The organism is Enterobacter sp. JBIWA008 (assembly GCF_019968765.1).
In the GTDB taxonomy this organism is placed as follows: domain Bacteria; phylum Pseudomonadota; class Gammaproteobacteria; order Enterobacterales; family Enterobacteriaceae; genus Enterobacter.
Genome location: NZ_CP074151.1, coordinates 1 through 20,177, shown reverse-complemented (window position 1 = coordinate 20,177; position 20,177 = coordinate 1). Strand labels below are relative to the sequence as shown.

Genomic DNA, 20,177 nt, shown 5'->3' with positions numbered 1-20,177 from the left:
TGAACATCATAGCATCGACCTTTACCGTTTACAATATGTGAACGCTATCTTTGCATTTCACAACCTCGCCAAAATCCCTACTCAACCTGAATAGAGTGGACCTTGAGGGCATATGGGCCGTTTTGATGCGTGGCTAACCGACGAGTTAAGCCAGAAGCAGGAGGAACCAGCAAATGACAGCACCCAGGCAGAAACGACAACGCCGACAGAAGAAAATACGGGAAGTGTCTCAGAAGAAAATCCTGAGCACTCCATCTCGTTCAGCAACCTGGAAGCGTCCACCTCCTCCTTGGGTGTTGCTCCTGATGATAATGGTGATCTCGCTGGTGGTTATGGCGAAACAGATGACAATGAGCCTGATGTAGCATCTCTTCCCGCTTCTCTGGCAGCTCGTGAGCAAAATACCAAACTCAAGACCCGATTCAATGGTCACAAGCAGTTTAATGATCAGATCCGTGCAGACTGGATGCTGGTTATTGAAAGCTGTCCGGACTCATTCCAGGCACTTATTTATCGCCCTGATGTTGGGACGTATGGCGTCATAGACGACGAAAGCGGCACTGAGTCCTTCACCGAAATCGACAATAACCAACGGCCGCTGACATACCAAGAACCTGACATCGTGTACGTGCTGGATAACCCGGATGGACGCGAGTCTTTCCGCGCAGTTGATGGTGATGGTGAACAGGACGGATTAACGGATGACGTTCTGGTATTGCGTATAGCAGCCAATAACGTGCCCGTAGGCTCCATTCTGGAATGGAATGAGGAAATGGCCAACGGTACCGCCCGGCGCTGGTGGTATGTGCATCGTATCTTCAGCTATGGCACTCAGCACGTAGGATCGCTGTATTACTGTATCCCGGCCCGCAATTTCGACAGCACAAATGGGGGTCACGTCCAATGAGTGATAAAAGCAAGCTCCTATCCAGAACCGGTGAGTGGAAGGTCAGCAAAACAGGTAAGCAGCAGACCACGGGATTTGACGCGGTAGACGATGCCCTGGCCACTCTGATCAGCAAAGCATTCGATAATGTGCTGCTGGTGGAACCACGCCCGGTTGAAAAACGTTTTCAGTCATTCCTATCACGTCCAGCTGCGGAACGGATTTACGTGGGCCGCTTCGATAGCGTAATAGAATGCCTTAAAGCTATCCGCCGGGCTAATGCAGGGCAAGGGAGAAAGCCTGATGATCTGCAGTTAAACCGGGACGCGTTACCGCTCATCAATATCTCTCGCTCGATGGATATCAACTATGACAACACCGATCAGCAGGTAGATCGCCGTATCGGTTCATCATTTAGCGATCCCGATGATGGCAGGCCACTGGCCAGCCTGGAATTCATGCAGGCGATCATCACCTATGACGTCACTATCATGGCCACCGATAAAGACACTCTAGGGCTGATGTGCAACTCCCTGGGCGCAAGCATTCGACTATTAATGTCTACTCAGTTCGAAGCCAATACAAAGCTTGTCCGCGTGCCAGTACCGCTGATCTGTTCTTTGCAAGACGCAAAAGAAATAGGATTCTCTGATGTCTCTGCTCCGCTGGCCGAAGAGCGTATTTACGCCGCTCAAGCACCAATCTCAGTGCTGGCTGATGTCATTACCGCCTTTGAATTAGATGCCACCCGCGTAGTGACAGAAACGACGCTGGCAGTGGGGTAAATCATGGCGCAAGAACTCCACCAGCTGTTTCTGCAATCCGTCATGATCAACGACAACAAGGTACCGCGAGAGTGGATTGTTGCAACCGTATATGTCGAGAAAGCAAGCCTCAAAGCCCCTCTGCTGAAAATCGAAGTGCGTGATGCTACTGGTACCGTTGTTGATGACTGGAAAGCGAAATACGGTGCAGCATTAATCGCTGAAATGGGTGATCCACAGGGTGAGGAAACAGCTTTTAAGACCGCGTTTTTCATTACTTCTGCGACCCAATCATCGGACATTGTGACGATAATAGCGGTGAGCGAAGACGTCCGGCGATTTAAGATTCCTTCCCCTCGCACTAATCTGCATACGAACAAAACACCGAACGAAATCTTTAAAAGCTACATAGGTGCGTTGAAACTGGCGACCGGCACGCAAAAGCGCTCTGTTACGTACCATCTTAATGCCGGTCAAAAGCCATCTAAGATGCTGGCAGAGATGGCCCGTGATAAAGGTTCATTATGTTGGACGTGCCGGGGGGAATTCTTCTTCTCATCCCTCGCGGACCTGATGAAGCAGAAACCAGCGTTCACTTATGAGGCTAATAACCCAAAAGCAGAACGTACGATATCGAAGATAAGCTTTATCAACCAGGATCATGCAGCAACCGCCAACAAGGAATACCGGTTCGTCGGGTATTCAATGACAGATGGGTATATCGAGTCGGGAGATCCGTCGCTGCCGGTACGCTACATCTCTGACGCTGATATGGAAACGCTAAGAAACATGCAGCTCACGCTCGTACCAAAGTTGGATATAGAGGTACAGGGGAATCCTGCTGTTCGGCCTGGCATGCTCATTGAAATCCTTATTCATCGCTATGACGAAGAAAACCAGCTGAATGAATCACTACCCCAGAAAATGATCGTCAAAAACGTAGCGCACTTTGAGGACCGGGTGGGGTACACCACGCGCATGATTTTAGGAGTACCAAATCAATGAAACGCCGCGCCGTTATCGTTGGCACGAAGCACCCTGGCGGTCTGATGCGCGCGCAAGTTCGCGTGTTGCCTGACTGGAACGGGGTGGACGAAATTGATCTCCCCTGGGCCGAATACCAGTTGCCAATCGGAAATGCCTTTGTTCCTACCCTGGCGGGCGATGCTGTTTGGGTTGAGTTTCCATACACCGATGCGAATGGCCAGATGGACACTCGTCGCCCGCTCATTGTAGGCGCTGCGCAGGACGCCCCGGGCGGCGTCCCTAATGTGGCTGCAGAAGCTTCAGGCCAGGGGACTCCCTGGACGCCTGAAGAGATCGAAGGCTCCCCCAGCCGCCCTGCCCTCTCTTCCACTGAGGATTTTGTTATCCACCGCAACAACATTCTGGAACTGCGATCCGCTGGTGGAGGTTACGAGATCGCTAACACTGCAGCTGGTAGCCGTATCGGCATGAGTGAAGACGGTGTGCCATACATCATCGGCCCCGCTGGATTATTTATTCACGTGGGCGGCGACGCGAAAGTAGTTGCTGGAGGGAATGTAGACATCGAAGCTGGTGGAGACCTGAATTTCAAGGTTAAGGGTGTTTTTTCAGCCTTGGCCAAAAGCTTTAGCTTCAAGAAGGCGTAGCAAATGCCGATGTTGTGGACGATAATAAAGAGTAATTTTCTAACAGTTAAGGTTGATAAATGAAATCTATAGCATTCAAAGGCATTCTGATTTACCGCCTCTCGCGTGACGTTGAGCTACAGACAGCAGCCGTTAATGAATCGCTTAAAAGCTTCCTTTTTAAACCTTGTGGCTCACAGGATTTGGCCACTGCTGGGTGGATAGAAACGACCGGAGATAATCTAACGTATGAAAGCGGGCAATATCTTCTTCTGACGATGCAACGGGAGGAAAAAATCATTCCTACGCATGTCATTAAGGACGAATTGAATAAAAAAATTTCGAAGCTTGAAACCGAGCAGGGACGCAAGCTTAAGAAGACTGAGAAGGACTCATTGAAGGATGAGGTATTACACTCACTTCTCCCCCGAGCCTTCACCCGAAAATCGCGCAATCGCCTGATAGTGGACCGTAAAGAAGGACTCGTCTTTGTTGAAGGCAATAGCGCTCGTAAGGCTGAAGATATGCTGGCGTTGCTGCGTAAGTCCCTAGGAAGTCTGCCGGTCGTTCCATTCACCCCCGCTGAACCAGTAGAGTTGACCATCACCGAATGGATTCGAAGCGGTTTCCCGCGCGGTTTTACTGCCGGTACAGACGTACTGCTCAAAGCCATTTTGGAAGATGGCGGCGCTGTGCGCTGTAAGAAACAGGATCTGCATTCTGAGGAAGTCCTGACCCATATCGACGCAGGAAAGGTAGCTACTGCCGTCGGTCTAAACTGGTCCGATCGTGCCTCATTCCGCCTGTGCGATGACATGACAATCAAAGGACTTAGCTTCACCGACGAACTGTACGATCAGAACGATGAAATCGACCGTGAAGATGTGCTTCAAAGATTTGACGCTGACTTCATTCTTTTTACTGCCGAGTTATCTGCGCTGTTTACCGCACTGGTGGAGGTCGTTGGTGGCGAAGCACAACGCTAAGGTAAGCTTCGGCTCAGTTTGCTCTGGTATTGAGGCGGCCAGCTGCGCCTGGGGGCCGCTTGGGTGGAGCGCCGACTGGCTGAGCGAGGTAGCCCCCTTCCCTTCAGCTGTACTTGCTTATCGTTATCCCGACACTGTGAACTTAGGGGATATGACGCAAATAGCCAGTCGCATTGCTTCGGGTGAGATTAATGCCCCTGATTTGTTAGTGGGTGGCACGCCCTGCCAAGCATTTTCAATTGCCGGGTTACGAGGTGGTCTTGAAGACGAGCGTGGGCGGCTGACTCTAAAATATGTTGAGTTACTGGATGTTATCGATGAGACACGTACTAAATCTGGCCACCAGCCAGCAATCTCGGTGTGGGAAAATGTTAGCGGAGTCCTCAGCTCCACAGATAACGCATTCGGCTGTTTCATTGCCGGATTGGCTGGTGAAGATGATCCATTTGAACCAGGTCAACGACCTGCAGACGGAAAATCCAGTACTTTCTGGACATGGAGCAAAAAAGCCGGTCAACATTTTCCAAAGTGGCCAAAGTCTGGTTGTGTTATTGGACGAAAGCGCAAAGTGGCCTGGCGAACTCTCGATGCCCAATACTTCGGCGTGGCCCAACAACGCAATCGTGTCTTCGTTGTCTCAAGTGCTCGAACAGACATCGATCCATCCGAAATACTATTTGAGCGCGAAGGCGAGCGCAGGGATACTCCGCCGCACCGAAGTGCGCGGCAGAACTCTTCCGACAATGCTACGCATGGCACTGGACTCAGTTACGAAGTCGAAAAAAACCATCTGATAGTTATGGCACATGGCCAAGGCGGAGCAGAGATCAAAACTGATGGCGCAACGCCAACGCTTACCTGTAATCATGAGGCTCCAATTGTTGTTACAGTGGACCCGATTACTATCCGGCGCTTGACTCCAGTTGAATGTGAAAGACTTCAGGGCTTCCCTGACCAGTACACCCTGATTCCTACAGCAAAGCGTAAGCAAATCCTAAAGTGTGATATTACCTACCTGCATCATTACTTCCCTGATATTACAGACGAAGAAGCAAAAAAACTTGCAGCTGATGGGCCGCGTTACAAAGCACTGGGCAACTCTATGGCGGTGCCAGTAATGAGCTGGATTGGCAAGCGTATCGACGATGCTATTTGCAACGCTAGCTACCTCAAGAGCACCGTTACACACCTTCGCGTCATTCGCGCGCCGGAAGAGTTTGAGCGCCCGATCTTCAAATGGGCTGGGGGCAAGTTTTCCGTAATGGAAGTGTTGAATGAGCACTTGCCGCACGGGAAACGTTTGATCGAGCCGTTTGTCGGCGGCGGTTCGGTCTTTACCAATGCGGGCTATAAACAGAATCTCCTGAACGATGTTAACGGCCACCTGATCAATTTCTATAAGGTATTACAGCGTGAGGGGCATGCTCTTATAACCCTCGCCCATCATTACTTCGAGAACTACAATACCGCCGATTCATTTCTTCGAATACGTAGGTTGTTCAATGAGAAAGCTTTAGACGAGTGTCATTTAGCCGCTGCATTCTTGTACCTTAACCGTCACGCCTTCAACGGCCTTGTGCGTTATAACCTGTCCGGAGAATTCAATGTTGGTTACGGCAAATATAAAGCGCCTCGCTTCCCACTTGAAGAGATGGAGCAGTTCCTTGGGGCAGCAAACATAAGCGAGTTTGTCACTGGCGACTTCGCTGGCGTGATCATGCAGGCAGGTGAAGGAGATGTTATTTTTTGTGATCCTCCATACGAGCCCATGCCGGGCAAGAATGGTTTCACGAGCTATTCTGGCCACAGCTTCGGTTTTGACGAACAGGAAAGATTGGTTTCACAGCTGGTGGCCGCTCATAAGCGAGGAGCAAAGGTGCTTATCACGAACAGTGGCACGCCTAAGATACGGGAGTTGTACCGCAATAACGGTTTTGACCTCCACCAGCTGCAGGCACGGCGTTCGGTGTCGTGTAAATCCGGTAGCCGGGAGATGGCCAGCGATATCCTGGCTAAACTTGGATGCTAAAAAAGCCCCTGCTAAGGGGCTTTTTTTTATTCAGGGAATAGGCTGGAAAACCGCTCGATCGCTGAATTATCAGTCTCGTCAGGATTTCCCTTGCTTGTTTCCCCGCGCAACCGCGTTTCTTCGGTTTGCTTTACGGCTGGCTCAGCTGATGGTGACTGAAGTTCTAAGAATGACGCCAATATAGCGCGCGGTTTCACCCTTTGTCTCGTCGCTGAATGTGGCGACGATAATGCCAGGCAACCGGCTACCGATCTCAGCTAATGCAAAACCGGCCAGCAACGCAGTCCGAGCAACATCGCCGCGAACACGATTAGGATGTGATTCTAATCGCTCATCAACAAAACACTCGTGAACGAAAAGAGAATTTACCTTTACTCAACATCACAAGACCTCCGGTGGGCTATCACGTCAAATCACAAACCGACCAGAATTCCACTAGATCAAAGGAGGCGTTATGAGTGCTATAGCGATCAGCGATACTGTTTGCTCCGGACATGGCGGGTTTCCATCCCGCCAGGTAGCAGAGACAGTGCCCTGGTTCACAGTTAATGGGAAACCGGTAGTAGTGGATGGGAATGCGTTTCCTGATCATAGCGACGGGAATAGCTCACACCCGGGCGCGGCTGTTTCTACTCGCCCATGGTTCGTCATTGGAGGTAAAGCGGGAGTTTGTGTTGGCGACCCAGTTTCGTGCGGATCGGTAGTTGCGACCGGTGATGGCTCATTTGAGGTTGAATAATGCTCGATACCCAAGGCCAGATTGATGCCTTCAATATCCTAAATCATGCAGGCCTTATTAAGCCTGCAGCAGTCATATTAAGCAGAGAAGCTGAAGATGCCGCTACTAACCTGGCGACAACTATCGGCTCGCTTATTCAGCCTGGAATTTCTTACCCATCTTCAGTCAGTGCGTATACGTCTCAACTTCCAGCGTTCACAGAGATCATTACCCAAGCCGCTAATGCTGCAAGCGCACTTGCAGGAGCCATTTCTCCATATTGCACGCCGTCTGACCTCTTACAGATCAAGCTGGGTTGGGAATGCCATGTTAAAGCGGCATCGTTATCTGTGAGTGAACCATTCCCTCTCGTTGCCGGTATGGGAGACGAAGGCACACCCCGGTCGCTTAAAAGAAGTGTATATGAATTCAACATTGACGAGTTGCGGGAGGCCATGACAGCCGTAAACAACAAGCTTTCAAACGGCACAACTACCGGCACAGAGGGCGGTGCTGGAGCTGGTGGCGCTCCGGTGCCACTGTCTTTAAGCGATGAAGAGCTATTGGCGCTGAAAACTGCCGTAGAAAGCGCAGCGGTTATATCCGACCAGATCTTAACAGCGACCGCTGCGACACAAATAGCGACATCAAAAATCAGTGAATCGACGGTGCTCGCGGCAGCCAGCCTGCAGAACGCAGTAGCTATAACCCTGACCGGCTCCATGATGACTAATCAGGCCATCTTACCTGCATTAAGCCTGCTGATGCCCGCTGGTGTAATCGAATCTCTGAAGGAGGAATAACTTGAAAAAAACCATCATCGCAGTTGTGGCCATGCTTCTATTATTTGCAGGCTATAAGGCCGTGAATGCAGTATCAGACCACTTTAACTACATAGAGAGACTTGAGGGCGCAAATTCGACCTTAAAAACAAATGTAAGCACTCTGGAAAGCGCTTTGAACCTCAGCGAGGCTCAAAGGAAAACAGAGCTCGAAGAGCGAAAGCGGCTGAATGGTGTTGAACAAAACTACCAACAAAAAGTTGCAGATTTAGAAATCAAACTTTCCAAACAACAGGAGAAAAGTCGGGATGAAATCAAACGTCTGGAAAAGGCAATTCGCAATGCCGGGGTTAGTGATGAGCCTGTTCCTGATGACGTTATCCGGATGCAGCGGGATCGGGCAAAAGAAGTCAACCGTAGAGCCCATGAAGGTTACGATAACAACGAACAGCAAGCCCATGGCAACGGTGATCGATTACCAGCCGTGCATAGTTCCTGAAAACTCTCCCATCTTGTTTAACCAGTATCCGGCGTACACGGAAATACTCTTCACCAAAGTTGAAGAGTGTAACGAACGCAATTTTCTGATAAACAAACGCAACAAAGAAGCAATCCAATAACAAAAAGGCCGCATAGCGGCCTTTTATGTATGTAGCTTCAACTATGGCTCTTGTAGCCATATGTCTTGGTTGTCGACCTCTTCGAAGCCGTGGCAAACATAAAACTCGCTGATCCTATATTCACGCACCCTTCCCTTACATCGGTTATGCCAGTGCATGTAACCAGCAGCAAAGGCCAAAGGACAATCACTATAATCAATGTACCCTATGCCATTACCTAAACCCGCCTCACGTGCACCGGACTTCCACGACAATAAGAAGGAATCCCGATCTGCCAGTTGAACAACGAAATCATCCGGCTCACCGATGCAATGCAATACCCCAGCCTTGCAGAGCTGCGCGAGAGCCTTCGTTTCCCCAAAAATATCGGAACCGTAATACTGGCCACAGTCATCCACTACAGCAGGCCAGCCCAAAGGAGGATTCAGGCTGGTGGGTATAGCGGAGGCTATTGCCAGCATAAGGCGGTATTGTGTTCGGGATGGATTGACGTGACTCACTTAGATTTAACCCATTCGTCACTTAATGCCGGGTTTTGCTTCTGCATCACTTTACGAAATCCCGCGCTAACATTCCCATTACCCTCCCCCTTTAGCCAGTCTCGGACTGCCTCAGGCATATATAGAGTGGCTGCTACAGGCTGTTTAACTTTTCGTTGTGCACCAACAGCTGGCCACTCGATCGCATTTTGGATTTCATCAACAGGCTTACTTGTCGCTATATCCAAAATCTTGCGGCCAGAATGGCGAATAGTGAGCTTTTCCGCCATAGCCAGGAGCTCGGCATCATCAAGGATTTTTTGCAGGTGAGCTTGCGCTCTGGTACGGCACAGAGTCTTCATTTTGTGACTCTGTGACCCTCCAGGATAAGTTAGAAAAATATTGTATCCCATCAATTGCTCTCACTTTTTATGTTAGAAAATTACTAACTGATTTTCAATCTTAGATCTAAAATGAGAGGTTTTTCAAGCAATTTAAAATTTTTGACAGTCTTGACTATATAACAATGTCATTAGATTAAGCCTGTCAAAAGAACTTTCACGCCGCGCCCGAATTTAGGGCTAAACAGTGAATAAAGATATTCAGCCAGCTCGCAAACGCGAGAAAGAAATGATGAGTCGGGCGGCTTCCGTCATGGCGATGACTATCGAACCAATCACCGACGGCGCAGGCAATTTGATTGCCGATGAAGCCGCCATGACGGCGAGCCTTACCTCAGCAGTGCAAAAGGTGCCAATGTTCGAAGGTGTCGATCCTGATGCAGCCCTGCAAATTGCAGGTGGCTGGGCTATGGCTATGCACCAGTATAAACAAGAGCACGGCCGTTACCCGGCTGTAGACGTGCTGGCAAACTGTCACGTCGCGCTCGAAAACCTTATGACAGAATGCGCTAAAGATAAGCATAGCGGCACCGGTAAGGCGATGTTCGAGTCCGCTGCTGAATCCATGCGCAGTTCTGATGGTGTTATGCGCATCGCTCAATTTGCAGCGCTGATTCTGCCAGCTGCCCTAGGCGCAGCCACAAGCGATGCCTGTACTTTCATCCCATGCGAACGTGATGAATCAGACATCTACGAACTCATCAACATCGCAGGCACCAATTTTGGCACTTTCAAGCCAGGCGATGAATTGAATATGCAAAGCGCTGGCGTCTACAGTCAGATGAAACGACTGTACCAGCTGGCGGCAAAAGGCGATGGTGTAACCAAAGTTTTCAAGTTCGATATAAAGAACTTTGAAGGACAAAACTGCCCTATCCGTGCAGGCTATAACAAGCTGTTAATCAATCGTAAACCATCGAAAGTTGACGATGGTGACGGCAATCTGTATTTCAACGGTTCTGATAGCAAAGGCAATCTGTTTGCTGCTACTGCGAAGGTTGCATACGACACCGGTGTAATTGATATCACCTTTACCGATGCACCAGCTGAAGGTACCGAGCTTGCAGTACAGGTTGAGATCAACATCGAACGTGCTCCTAACCTGATCCCCGTCATCAACCAGGCGATGCGTAACTACAAAGTTAAGCCGTCTCAGTATGTTGTTGCATCTGAACACACCATCATGTCCGCGTCTGATGCCAGCCGTGAATTTGGTATTAACATGGCTGCGACTCAGTTCTCAGCAATGCGCCAGTGGCTCAGCCATGAACAAGATGTAATGCGCCTTCGCACGCTGGTTTTCCATACCGTGTATGGCCGTGAATTCGATGCTGCTCTTCCAGAAGCACAAAGCTATGAATCATGGGTAAGTCTGATGCGCCATGTTGTGAATGCTTTGTCCCAAGATATGGCTAACCGCACCCTGGCGTCAGGTATTCGCGGTGGCTTCGCTGGTGGAGATGCAGCTAACTTCCTGCGCTCACTACCACCTCAGCATTTCCAGTTGGCTCCGGGTTATGTCCAGTCTCCGTATATTCAGTACATCGGTACCCTTTTTGGATCTATCCGCATTTACGAAGTCCCTACTCCAGTTTGCGAGCAGTTCCAAAAACAGGGTTATGACCTTGGCCTGGATGACATCTATTTCTATGGTCGCGGCAACGATATCGGCAAAGCAGGTCTGATCGCCGGTGATGCAGTAGCAGCAATTCCTTACGTCCACGAAACCAACCCGAGCCTGGTTAACCGTACAACACTGTGGGGTTCAGCGATCAATGATGTTCACCCTCGTAACGGTGAAAACTATTTCGCACGTTTACGTCTGACGCACTCCAAAGAAGGCGCGATCAACATGCTGACAGGCCAGATTAACTCCTCAGCATCAAATCCAGGGGAAACCACGGATGAAGAAGAAAAAAAGTCGGAGTAACTGGCGTTTCAGTTTCATCTGACGGCCAGGAGTTATCCGAGGGTGACTCGTTCGCAATTGAATAAGCCATAAAACGTCTATTTACAACGCCCCCTTATGGGGCGTTAGGAGAACAAAATGCCAGATATCAAAGTTTCCGTTTTCCCTGAAAACGCCACCAATAAGGCCATTACTGTCGTATCAAGTAACCCTGAGGTCGTATCTGTGGGTAAAAACAATAAATGTAAAGCAGAAGGTCCTGGCGAAGCCGAACTGACTATTACAACTGCTGATGGTGGCCACACCGTTACTCATAAGGTTGTGGTTAAAGCGGCAGTAGTTACCGTAGAGGGCGTCAGCGTGGATAGCGAAAAACAAGACGCTACCGTGGGTGACACCTTCACCGTAGGCGAATAATTTTCCTCCTTCGTATGGGGGGGAAATGTTTTAGTTCAAATCGCACGCCGAAGGGGTAAGTGCAATGAATAAGATCGGATATTCAGTAGGGCAAGCAGCTGGCGTCGGCATTATGCCTGTTAACGCTGATGCGACCCTATCCACCGGCAGCGGCGGTAGCTCCGTTTTCGCTGGTCTGGTGATTTCTCGCCGTGGCGCGCCGGGTAAGGTGTTACAGGTCACAGCATCGAACTATAAGGATGTGCTTGGAACCCCAATCCATCCTCGACTGGGTTCGGCATTCGAGCCATTCCGTCACGTCCAGCAGGCGGTTAAAGGTGGCGATGGTTATGTAGTGCGCGTTTGCCCTTCAGATATGAAGGTCCCGGGCATCATCATTTCTAAGGCTTCTGGGGAAGAGAACCAGGTTGAAGAAGGCGAATCCTTCACCGTTCTGGGTGAGTACGTGTTAAAAGGGGCTCAGTTTGGTCCTCACGAAACACCAGCACTTAAGGATGGCGAACTGGCCATCATTTACATCAAAGACGGCGAGGCTTCAGCCAATCGTACAATTTCGCTTGATAGTGATGAGGATAGCGACCTTCTCAACCTGACGCTAAAAGAAACCCAATCGGATGGTTCTGTGGAACAACTCGAAACTCATCAGGTTTCTTTCAACCCAGAGGCCGTCAACGATATGGGCCAACCAGCATGGTTGCAAACCATGTTGGAAAGCATGTCTACCCGCCTAGGTTGCGTGATCACCAGTGATGATAAAGATGATTTGTTCTCAGGTATTACGTTCGCAGATGTGGCGTTCGTTGGTGGTTCTGATGGCACGTTCTCGAAAGTTACTGCTGAAGAATACCTGAAAGCACTGGCTATTCTGGAACAAGCCCCGATCAATGTAACTGCCATTCTCTCGCTGGGTTGTTACGACTCAACTGTACTGTCTGCACTGAAGGACCTGGCAGAAGCCGTTCGCGTCGACTTCTTCTATGATCTTTCAGGCAATCAGACAGCTGCAGCTGCGATCACTGAAGCCAAAGGTCATGGCTTTGGTGGTTCACACCAGCCCGCACGCTACTACTTCCCTTATTCCTGTAAAGACAGTGCAACTGGCATGCAGGTTGTCTTCGGTATTAGCTGTGACGCTTTTGTAGCTAAAGCGAAAGGTGTTGCGATGGTACCAGATGTCGGTGGCTGGCATTACTCACCTGCAGGCACCTCGCGAGGCATTATCGATCGTCAAAACATCACCAAGATTCCAAACCTCGATGCTATCGACCTGGAAGCGTTCGTTACGGCACGAATAAATCCTGTAAAAGTGTCGGCTAGCGGTGATGTTTATATTGATGACGCGCTGACCACGTTTAGCAAAAAGAACTACCTCCGCTTCCAACACGTCTCCTCCTTGATGAATGCCATCGCCCGTAGTTTCTATGAGCTCGCTGAAGCTATCAAGCACGAGCCGGACGGTGTTACCCAAGAGTCGCTCACGAAAGGCATGACCGAATTACTGGAGCGCTTCTATTCAGCAGGCGCGCTAGTAAAGCCCCGGGATAAGTCACAGGGCGAAGAGCCGTTTGTAATAACCGTGGCTCAACTGGAGAGCGATTACTGGCAAGTCGAATGGGCAGTGTGCCCTACCGGTTCAGCGCGCCGCATCATCGGTAAACCAATCCTTATGCGATAAACCATGAGCCGCCCTCCGGGCGGCCGTTAAGAGATAAAACATGAAAAATTTCACAATCGCTAATCCCCTGGCCCGTGTTCTTTTTGGTGCCACCGTGCAGGGTTCTGACGATAAGGCAATGCTTGAAAGCGCAGGAGAGCGTAAACCGGGAGAGCAGGAACTGCATAAAGATGGTGAAGCATTAATGCTTGAAGCTGTTAGCGCGCGCGCCAAAGGTGATGAGCGTGGCCTCGCTGCGTCGATGATCGCGCAATGGTTGGAGGATGATGATCCCGAAGCCGACGCCTTTGATGCTTTGGCCATTATTATGGCTGGGCTAGATGGCGTAGATGAAGACGCTGATTTCACAGATGAACAAGTTGATGCCTATAACGCTGCCTTGGCCGCGCTGGCTGATGCGGCAGTGTCCATGGGCGCAGACCAAGATGATGTTACCGACATGATCGATGACATGGATGATTCAGCAGCGGAGCGAGTTTTCGATGCTCTGTCAGGCAACGATTCAGACATGCTTGAGGAGGCTATCGCAATGTATACAGTTGCCGGGGGCGATACAGCTATGCTCGAAGCCGTTCGTAAAAAAGTTGTTCGTGACGGCAAGGTGAAAATTATTCGTAAGCGCCCGCGCCCTCGTCGCCTCAACTCTTTGCAGAAACAAGCACTAAAGAAGGCTCGTCGTAAGGCTCATACATCTGTTGCGAATTTGCACCGCAAGAAGTCCATGAAGCTGCGCAAGAAACGCGGCATGTAACTATATCCGGCCATCAGTAATGGTGGCCTGATTCGGAGGTCTGGAGATGATTTGTGGCGCGATCATGCCGGATGGCATTAGCCCTCTAATGAAAATCTACATCCGTACTGATGAGGATATGGTTGTGGGCTATATCGGCGATGGCTCCTCTGCCACTCTTTCAGCTATGTGGCAATCGCCGTTCGAGAATCAGTCATTGAGCGGAATTATGGGGGCTGTAAGTCAGAAACTGGACGCTACAGCCAATGTTATTCAATCCGCTTCGGGCGTTACCGCAAAGACGATCTTTAACTCTATGCTCGTCTGGGAAGGTCAGCAGCCGCCAGAGTTTAGTTTAACGGTTGATCTCATGGCTACCCAAAACGCGCAAATAGAAGTTAATGCTGCTATCACAACGCTACTAAAAATGTGCTCTCCAGAACTCAATGAGTACACCGCTCTCGGGCGACGTCCAGAGCAAGTGACATTAAATATAGGTCGCACAATAGCTCTCTCAGGAGTGGTTATTAAAGATGTGACTTATCAGTTGGATGCTCCACGAACCTCAGAAGGCTATTTTTCTCACAACACTGTCACTCTCCAATGCAGCGGCATTACATCACTTAATCGCAGCAATATTTCCACTGTGTTTATTACTTAAGGAGTCTCTATGTCTGGTTTTGCGAATACTAAAGCAGATACCGCTTTTCTCAAATCTCGCTTTAACAAAAATATTGCAGCTGGCGAGAAGCTGATTGGCTCAGAATTTTGGATGACGTTTAAAGGTTATGACAATCTGAGCATCCTAGTGCGTTCTACTCAGATTCCGGAAATGACACGTGAAGACGTAGAAGATTTTGGTCCTGGCGGGATGAAGTTCAACCAGCACGGTACGCTGCGCAACTCAGGTGAATATCAGGTTACTTGTGCAGAAACCATTGATGGAGCTGTGCTAGCCGCCGTAAAAGAGCTTGTTTACGGTAAGAAGTATATCGAAGTAACGGTCCAGGCAGCAGCAGAGTCAAACAGCGGCGATCACAAAGGCTTAATCCGTACCTTCTCCCACTGCAAAATCTATTCTGATGCAGTGGACTTCTCATCTGAAGACGTCACGACCGTTGTCCGTCCGACACTGCGCGTCGTATACAACTGGGTTGAGTAACAGAATCGGCGCTGGCTTAATCGCAGCGCCTATTAGGCATTTAATCTTAATTTGCAGGGAATACCATGACAACGCCCGCCGAGCTCCTTGATAACGTAAAGCAACGCTTTAACCCTTTACTTGTACGAGAAGAGGAAACACTTAATTCCCTTCTCAGGAAGGCGCTGGGAGCATACCAGGATAGGGCGGGGGTCATTGGCACTGTTAAGTTGGAAAAGGGTGGAGGGACGGTTATATCCCGCCCTAATGACTATTTAGCACTTATCCATGTTACCGACGCATACGGCTTACTTGTTTACTCTGATGAAGTAGGGGATACCATCGAACTGGATCTTACAGGTTCAGAACGATGGCCATTCAAAATGCAGTACCTTATGAATCTGCGAGATCGTGGTTTTGAAGGATGGCATTTGCCCCCAGCTATTATCGGTATGATTGAGGACTATCTGGAAGCGCTAATAAAAGTCCTTAATGTTGCACGTTTAAGACGCGCTTCTATAGATGGAAAGTTCGATTATTCTGACCTTCCAGACGAAGTAACGCTCCACCAGCGAGTTTTAGACATGGAAGAAAAAATGGCATCGAACAGAGCCATCATTCCAGGCGCAACCACGGCATCATAAAGAGGGCAGAACAGTGGGGATATTTAGCGGCCTTGAGAGCACTCTTTCAAGTTCTCTTTCCTTCAATACTAAATCTTTCACCAGCAACCTTATTAGCGACATCCTTGATAAAGCTCTTTCCGGTTCAGGTGTGCGTGGGAATTATGCCAATGATGTTGCCTACGGGAAAAATATCATCGCGGCCGCTATGCGTATACGCTACGCACAAGGATGGCAGTGGACAGTCGATGTAGATGGGCTAAATGGCTTTGACATGTTTGTTAAAGACATAACTTATGGGCATGGGACTATTGAAACAGAAAGTAAGGTGATAGGTAGCGTGGAGTTCAATAAACCAACCCATGTTACCGCTGGGCTCGTCACGATGACTGTTCGTGATACAGAGGACGGCAAAATAATGGAATGGTTTAAAGAGCGAAAAGGGAAGGTGACAAACCGGGATGGCACTATCAACTTGCCGCCTTCATACCTGATGAATATCCGTTTGTATCGCGTGTCCCAAGAAGGCGGAAAAACATTGGAAGAAGAGATGCGAGTATTTCCTACCCAGCTTGGAGAAATCACCCGCTCACGTGACCAGGTAACAGAGTTTTTAAGTTATCCGATCACCTTTCAGAAATACACGTCTGCTGGTTCTGGTGTGGAGGGGATCTTATCTGGAGCGGCCGGTGCAGTGGGCTCAGCTGCGAAGTCTGCGGCAGGAAGTGTTATCGAATTCTGAGGTTTCAGGGGCGTGGGTCTTGGGAATTTCAGATTGAAAGAAACTAATAAAATCCCTATTTTTTAGCTAGTTAGAATTGAAAATTTAGTGGGAACTTTTTGGTAGAAAACAGCCTGAAGTTCCCACTTTTTTTACTTCGCTGGTACCTGCATGTTATCCATTACCTGCTTAATGGCTTTATCCAACTCAGCTTGAACTGACACTGGAAGGCGAGCAAATTCATAAGTCACTAAGCGTTTAGACGTGTCAGTTTTCTTACGCGCAAACTGTTTTTTATCTTCGAACTCACGCAGTTTTTCAGTTTGGACTGTTTTCACTGGTCGCGGGTTCAACTGTTTTGTGTGACGTTTGAACGAGTCCAGGATTAACGATTTAGTTATGCTCTCCACTTCCGCTGCAGTGATGTCTTCTTGCACTTTTGCAATTAACTCGGGCAGGGGAACACCTTTGTTGTTTAGCTCTTCTGAAAGCTTAAGCAGCAGTTGGTAATCAGCAAGCGAAAGTTCGTTGATGACCGGGAATAGCGCGACCATTTCAGCTGGTACCGAAGCGGCTTGGAATGCTCGGGTAACACTTGCAGGAGATACACCCTCAGTGCGCGCGATCTCATCCTTTGTCATGCCGTTCTCGTGCATGAGTTGGTATCTCTGCCCAATTTCACGAAGTGTATGTTCGCGGGCGGTCTGGATGTCTTTTGCCAATTGGCGGGCATCTTCAAAACTTATTTCATCTTCTGTAACCAAGATTTCAAAATTCGAGCCGCTAAAAATACAGGCAGCTCGGCGGCGGGAACCATCCAATACCTCAATGCGCTCACCTACAGCCCTACCAATTGCCGGGAAAAATTGCTGAAGAGTGATCGTTCGCGTTATATCGCTCACTGACTCAGGAGTTACATTTCTCTGATCACGACCATTAACAGCAGGATCAACAAAAGTTTTCTGCTCTATTTCATCACTCACAATGGTCTTTAGAGTGAATTTAGCCTGCTTTCCTGACTTAAGAGTGAAAACCTTCTCACCACCTTGGTTGTCAAGGCTACGGATAAAATCGGAGCTATCACTGCCTAAAATGCTTCGCCCACGGGCTACTATTTTCTTCTTCATGCCGCTTTGCTCCTCAAGAACTCGATGCGATCAAACACAGCCTTAGTGAAATGCTCCGCTTCTGTTCGGGCCTTTTTCAGGGCGTCGTTGCTACCAGGATAGGATGCAGGGTTCGCACTAATAATTGTGTCAAACGTCTCACCACATCGTTCAAAACCATCCAGTCGCGGCAGAGCCGAGTCGAGAATATTGCTGGTGTATACCTCACGAGCAAGGCTGTGTGAAACTTGGTGATCTGGCTTTCCGGTCATCTTCGACATAAAGCCAATACTGGCAGACAATCGCGGCTCAATACCTTCTTGTTCCAATGTTTCCAGCATTTCAGGCAAGCGGGTAAGGTATTTTAACGTCGAATGGAAATCGACTTGCGCCGGTGGAGTAGGGGTGAGAATCAGGTCACTCGCAGCCAGGCCGTTTAGCAAGAATGGGTCGAGGTGTGGCCCTGTATCAATCAGGATGAAATCATAATCATCAGCAACTCGATCAATAATAACCTTGCGAAGCACTTCATATTGGTTAATACCTGGAAGGTTCTCGTCAACCAGCTCCTTCCATGCACTAGCTACAAATCCATCATCGATAGAAGCAGGAATAACATCAACGCCAGGGATGATAGTTGGGCGGATCACGTCCTTACGCAACGTTTCAGTATCAACGTCGTTTAGCATCGCCTGAGCAGCCGTCTCTAATATAGAACCGATACTATGTGTGTGATCCAAGAACATAGTGCTCGATGCCTGAGGGTCGAGGTCGATAACAAGAACGCGCAAATCGTGGCGAAGAAGATCCTGGTGAACTCGAAGCGCATGAGCGAGAGTGACGGTGCTGACAGTCTTCGAAACCCCGCCTTTCAGGTTCACTACAAAGATAACGTATGGCGATGTATGGGTATCCCGATACTTTGGAATCTTGCGGTGAGCATAGATATCAATGACGTTCTGGATTGTCAGTGCGTACTGCTCGACATTCCCAACCTGTTTTTTGTTGAACTCGTAGCCATCATCTTCCATTTCTTTAATGGCCTGTTCGACAATCCTGCGGCTGAGTTTAGGTAATTTAGCGACAGCATTCCGGGTAAATGTCTGGAAATATTCAGTTAAATTAAACTCTTTGCGCTGTTCTTCAATGTCCCTGCTCATTGACTCAAGCAAATGGCTAGCCCTGCGCGCTATGGAGCCTACACCACCGTAATCTCGTTTCATTCTGATCTCCATGAAGTTTTCAATGTTGGGGACATTGCTTTTGCAAGGTTGGAGTGTACAACAATTACGACTACGTGCAACAAATTATCGCTAAACGTGATTTTATTGCACGTAATATGTGTGCTGGAGGGATTTTTTGATAACCGCAGTATGGCGTAGAACGTTTGGACTACAATCCTCCCTTCAGCGCACACTTTACGATAATTGGATGTGCGCTGGAGGGATGTGGATTCAAAAAGTGTGTGCTGGAGGGGAAAAGTTAGGCGTAATAGCCGGTGGAGCATGTGTGCTGGAGGGGGAGGCTTGGCTATGCGTGTGCCCTGAAGGGATAAAGGCAAAATTGCATGTGTGTTGCTGGGAAAATGAAATGTAATATGTGTGCTGTAGGGGAAATAATGTGTGCTGTAGGGTAACTAACGCTGACTCAGTGCGCGCAGTCCCATCAGCGCACATTTTCAAACGCACCATGGAGGTCAATGCCCTCCAGCACACACTATTCAGAAGGCTTGAGCTTGGGATTGCGAGAATGCACGATGATGTAGTTTTCACGCCCTTTTTTCTCGATAGAACAGTCAAGGTAGCCGATCGTCTTCAGCTGCTCGATCGCTTTCTTAATGGTTCTATTCTGCTCGCTAACAGTTGACATCAAAGCCAAGCGCTCGCGAATTCGTTCGAACGAGATAGGAATAGGGCGGGCCGGGAGGCTCTCAATGAAGGTGTAAATTGCCTGGGCAGCTTCTTTTTTAGGCAGAGCTCGCAGCGCATGTTGTTGCAACAGCACACGGTAATCAAGCTGAAAAATTTCCCACAGCTTTGAATCTGCTTCCAGCTCAACAATGTCACGCTCAGCATCAAAATACCCGGTCTTGAGAAGGCCCGTGTTGTAACTGCCTCGCGCACTTTTGCCACGTTTAAAGGAGATACCTTTGTTACGCAAACGTCCGAGTGATTCGTGTATGGTGTTACGAAGCTTTCCGTCCAGACGCTTTGAAGGGAAGCCGCACGCCTTGGCGAACTCCTGAAAAGAAAGTTGTATCGTGTTGGAGGAAAGGCCGTACTTACTGAAAGAGTAGATTACGCCAATCCATACCTTAAAATCAGTATCCATATCGAGTCGCGGGCCGGTAATTTTGATATTGTCATAACCTTCGGCCTGTGCAATCTCCAATTGAGAGAATACCTTGGACGCATCTATCTCTTTGTTTTCAACTTGGTTTTTGGTTGGCTTCGGCACAAATACCCCTAAGCGCATCAATGCTACCGGCTGTACTGTGTTGTTTGAATTAACTGTTAACTCTTTGGCTTTGCTTTCAATGTCTGCGTACAGCACATCAGAGATAAATGGTTGATTCAT

General features: G+C 48.9%; 20 protein-coding genes. 16 read left to right on the top strand and 4 right to left on the bottom strand.

From position 1 onward, the window contains the following. Positions 1-112 precede the first annotated feature (112 nt). The 8 genes from KGP24_RS23955 (at position 113) to KGP24_RS23915 (ending at position 8,277) form a co-directional block, all read left to right on the top strand. Positions 113-907: a phage tail protein gene (locus KGP24_RS23955; protein ID WP_223563663.1), complete on the top strand. Its 795-nt coding sequence runs from the start codon at positions 113-115 to the stop codon at positions 905-907. Continuing rightward, the gene (locus KGP24_RS23950) at positions 904-1,671 is read left to right on the top strand and encodes a baseplate (protein ID WP_182403680.1); all 768 of its coding nucleotides are present in this window, start codon (positions 904-906) and stop codon (positions 1,669-1,671) included. Before KGP24_RS23955 ends, KGP24_RS23950 begins: the two co-directional genes overlap by 4 nt. A 3-nt stretch (positions 1,672-1,674) precedes the next feature. Then, positions 1,675-2,655, top strand: a complete 981-nt coding sequence (locus KGP24_RS23945; RefSeq protein WP_126336306.1) for a tail length tape measure protein — start codon at positions 1,675-1,677, stop codon at positions 2,653-2,655. Beyond that, positions 2,652-3,284, top strand: a complete 633-nt coding sequence (locus KGP24_RS23940) for a baseplate protein (RefSeq protein ID WP_223563662.1) — start codon at positions 2,652-2,654, stop codon at positions 3,282-3,284. Before KGP24_RS23945 ends, KGP24_RS23940 begins: the two co-directional genes overlap by 4 nt. A gap of 59 nt (positions 3,285-3,343) precedes the next feature. Then, positions 3,344-4,249 (top strand): recombination-associated protein RdgC, encoded by a 906-nt coding sequence (gene rdgC / locus KGP24_RS23935; RefSeq protein WP_223563661.1) that lies wholly within the window; start codon positions 3,344-3,346, stop codon positions 4,247-4,249. Further along, positions 4,230-6,278 (top strand): Dam family site-specific DNA-(adenine-N6)-methyltransferase, encoded by a 2,049-nt coding sequence (locus tag KGP24_RS23930; protein WP_223563660.1) that lies wholly within the window; start codon positions 4,230-4,232, stop codon positions 6,276-6,278. The genes rdgC and KGP24_RS23930 overlap by 20 nt, the downstream gene beginning before the upstream one ends. Before the next feature lie 738 nt (positions 6,279-7,016). Further along, complete coding sequence (locus KGP24_RS23920) at positions 7,017-7,799, top strand: hypothetical protein (protein WP_223563659.1); 783 nt, start codon at positions 7,017-7,019, stop codon at positions 7,797-7,799. A 1-nt stretch (position 7,800) separates the two neighbouring features. Next, on the top strand, positions 7,801-8,277 hold the full coding sequence (locus KGP24_RS23915; RefSeq protein WP_223563658.1) for a hypothetical protein: 477 nt from the start codon (positions 7,801-7,803) through the stop codon (positions 8,275-8,277). Positions 8,278-8,894: 617 nt separating this feature from the next. Here KGP24_RS23915 and KGP24_RS23910 read toward each other — a convergent pair. Further along, positions 8,895-9,239, bottom strand: coding sequence for a hypothetical protein (locus tag KGP24_RS23910; RefSeq protein WP_223563657.1), 345 nt, complete (start codon positions 9,237-9,239; stop codon positions 8,895-8,897). A gap of 226 nt (positions 9,240-9,465) precedes the next feature. Here KGP24_RS23910 and KGP24_RS23905 point away from each other — a divergent pair, with 226 nt between their 5' ends. The 8 genes from KGP24_RS23905 to KGP24_RS23870 all read left to right on the top strand — a co-directional run bounded on the left by KGP24_RS23905 (position 9,466) and on the right by KGP24_RS23870 (position 16,515). Then, positions 9,466-11,208 (top strand): capsid protein, encoded by a 1,743-nt coding sequence (locus tag KGP24_RS23905; protein ID WP_223563656.1) that lies wholly within the window; start codon positions 9,466-9,468, stop codon positions 11,206-11,208. Between the two features lie 117 nt (positions 11,209-11,325). Continuing rightward, entirely contained in the window at positions 11,326-11,604 is a 279-nt protein-coding gene (locus KGP24_RS23900; protein ID WP_223563655.1) for an Ig-like domain-containing protein, read from the top strand. A gap of 64 nt (positions 11,605-11,668) precedes the next feature. Next, positions 11,669-13,279: a phage tail protein gene (locus KGP24_RS23895; RefSeq protein ID WP_223563654.1), complete on the top strand. Its 1,611-nt coding sequence runs from the start codon at positions 11,669-11,671 to the stop codon at positions 13,277-13,279. Between the two features lie 40 nt (positions 13,280-13,319). Continuing rightward, a complete protein-coding gene (locus KGP24_RS23890) occupies positions 13,320-14,030 on the top strand; it encodes a hypothetical protein (protein WP_223563653.1) in 711 nt (236 codons plus the stop codon). Positions 14,031-14,094: 64 nt separating this feature from the next. After that, on the top strand, positions 14,095-14,670 hold the full coding sequence (locus KGP24_RS23885; RefSeq protein ID WP_223563652.1) for a hypothetical protein: 576 nt from the start codon (positions 14,095-14,097) through the stop codon (positions 14,668-14,670). A gap of 9 nt (positions 14,671-14,679) precedes the next feature. Further along, complete coding sequence (locus KGP24_RS23880) at positions 14,680-15,171, top strand: baseplate protein (protein ID WP_223563651.1); 492 nt, start codon at positions 14,680-14,682, stop codon at positions 15,169-15,171. A gap of 65 nt (positions 15,172-15,236) precedes the next feature. Then, the gene (locus KGP24_RS23875) at positions 15,237-15,794 is read left to right on the top strand and encodes a hypothetical protein (RefSeq protein ID WP_223563650.1); all 558 of its coding nucleotides are present in this window, start codon (positions 15,237-15,239) and stop codon (positions 15,792-15,794) included. Between the two features lie 13 nt (positions 15,795-15,807). Beyond that, positions 15,808-16,515 carry a phage tail protein gene (locus KGP24_RS23870; RefSeq protein ID WP_223563649.1) on the top strand — a complete coding sequence of 236 codons (708 nt, stop codon included), beginning with the start codon at positions 15,808-15,810 and terminating at the stop codon, positions 16,513-16,515. Between the two features lie 131 nt (positions 16,516-16,646). On the opposite strand, the gene KGP24_RS23865 is transcribed toward KGP24_RS23870, so the two are convergent. The 3 genes from KGP24_RS23865 to KGP24_RS23855 form a co-directional block, all read right to left on the bottom strand. Beyond that, positions 16,647-17,621, bottom strand: a complete 975-nt coding sequence (locus tag KGP24_RS23865) for a ParB family protein (RefSeq protein ID WP_223563648.1) — start codon at positions 17,619-17,621, stop codon at positions 16,647-16,649. Beyond that, entirely contained in the window at positions 17,618-18,823 is a 1,206-nt protein-coding gene (locus KGP24_RS23860) for an AAA family ATPase (protein WP_223563647.1), read from the bottom strand. The genes KGP24_RS23865 and KGP24_RS23860 overlap by 4 nt, the downstream gene beginning before the upstream one ends. 493 nt (positions 18,824-19,316) lie before the next feature. After that, positions 19,317-20,177: a RepB family plasmid replication initiator protein gene (locus KGP24_RS23855; protein ID WP_223563646.1), complete on the bottom strand. Its 861-nt coding sequence runs from the start codon at positions 20,175-20,177 to the stop codon at positions 19,317-19,319.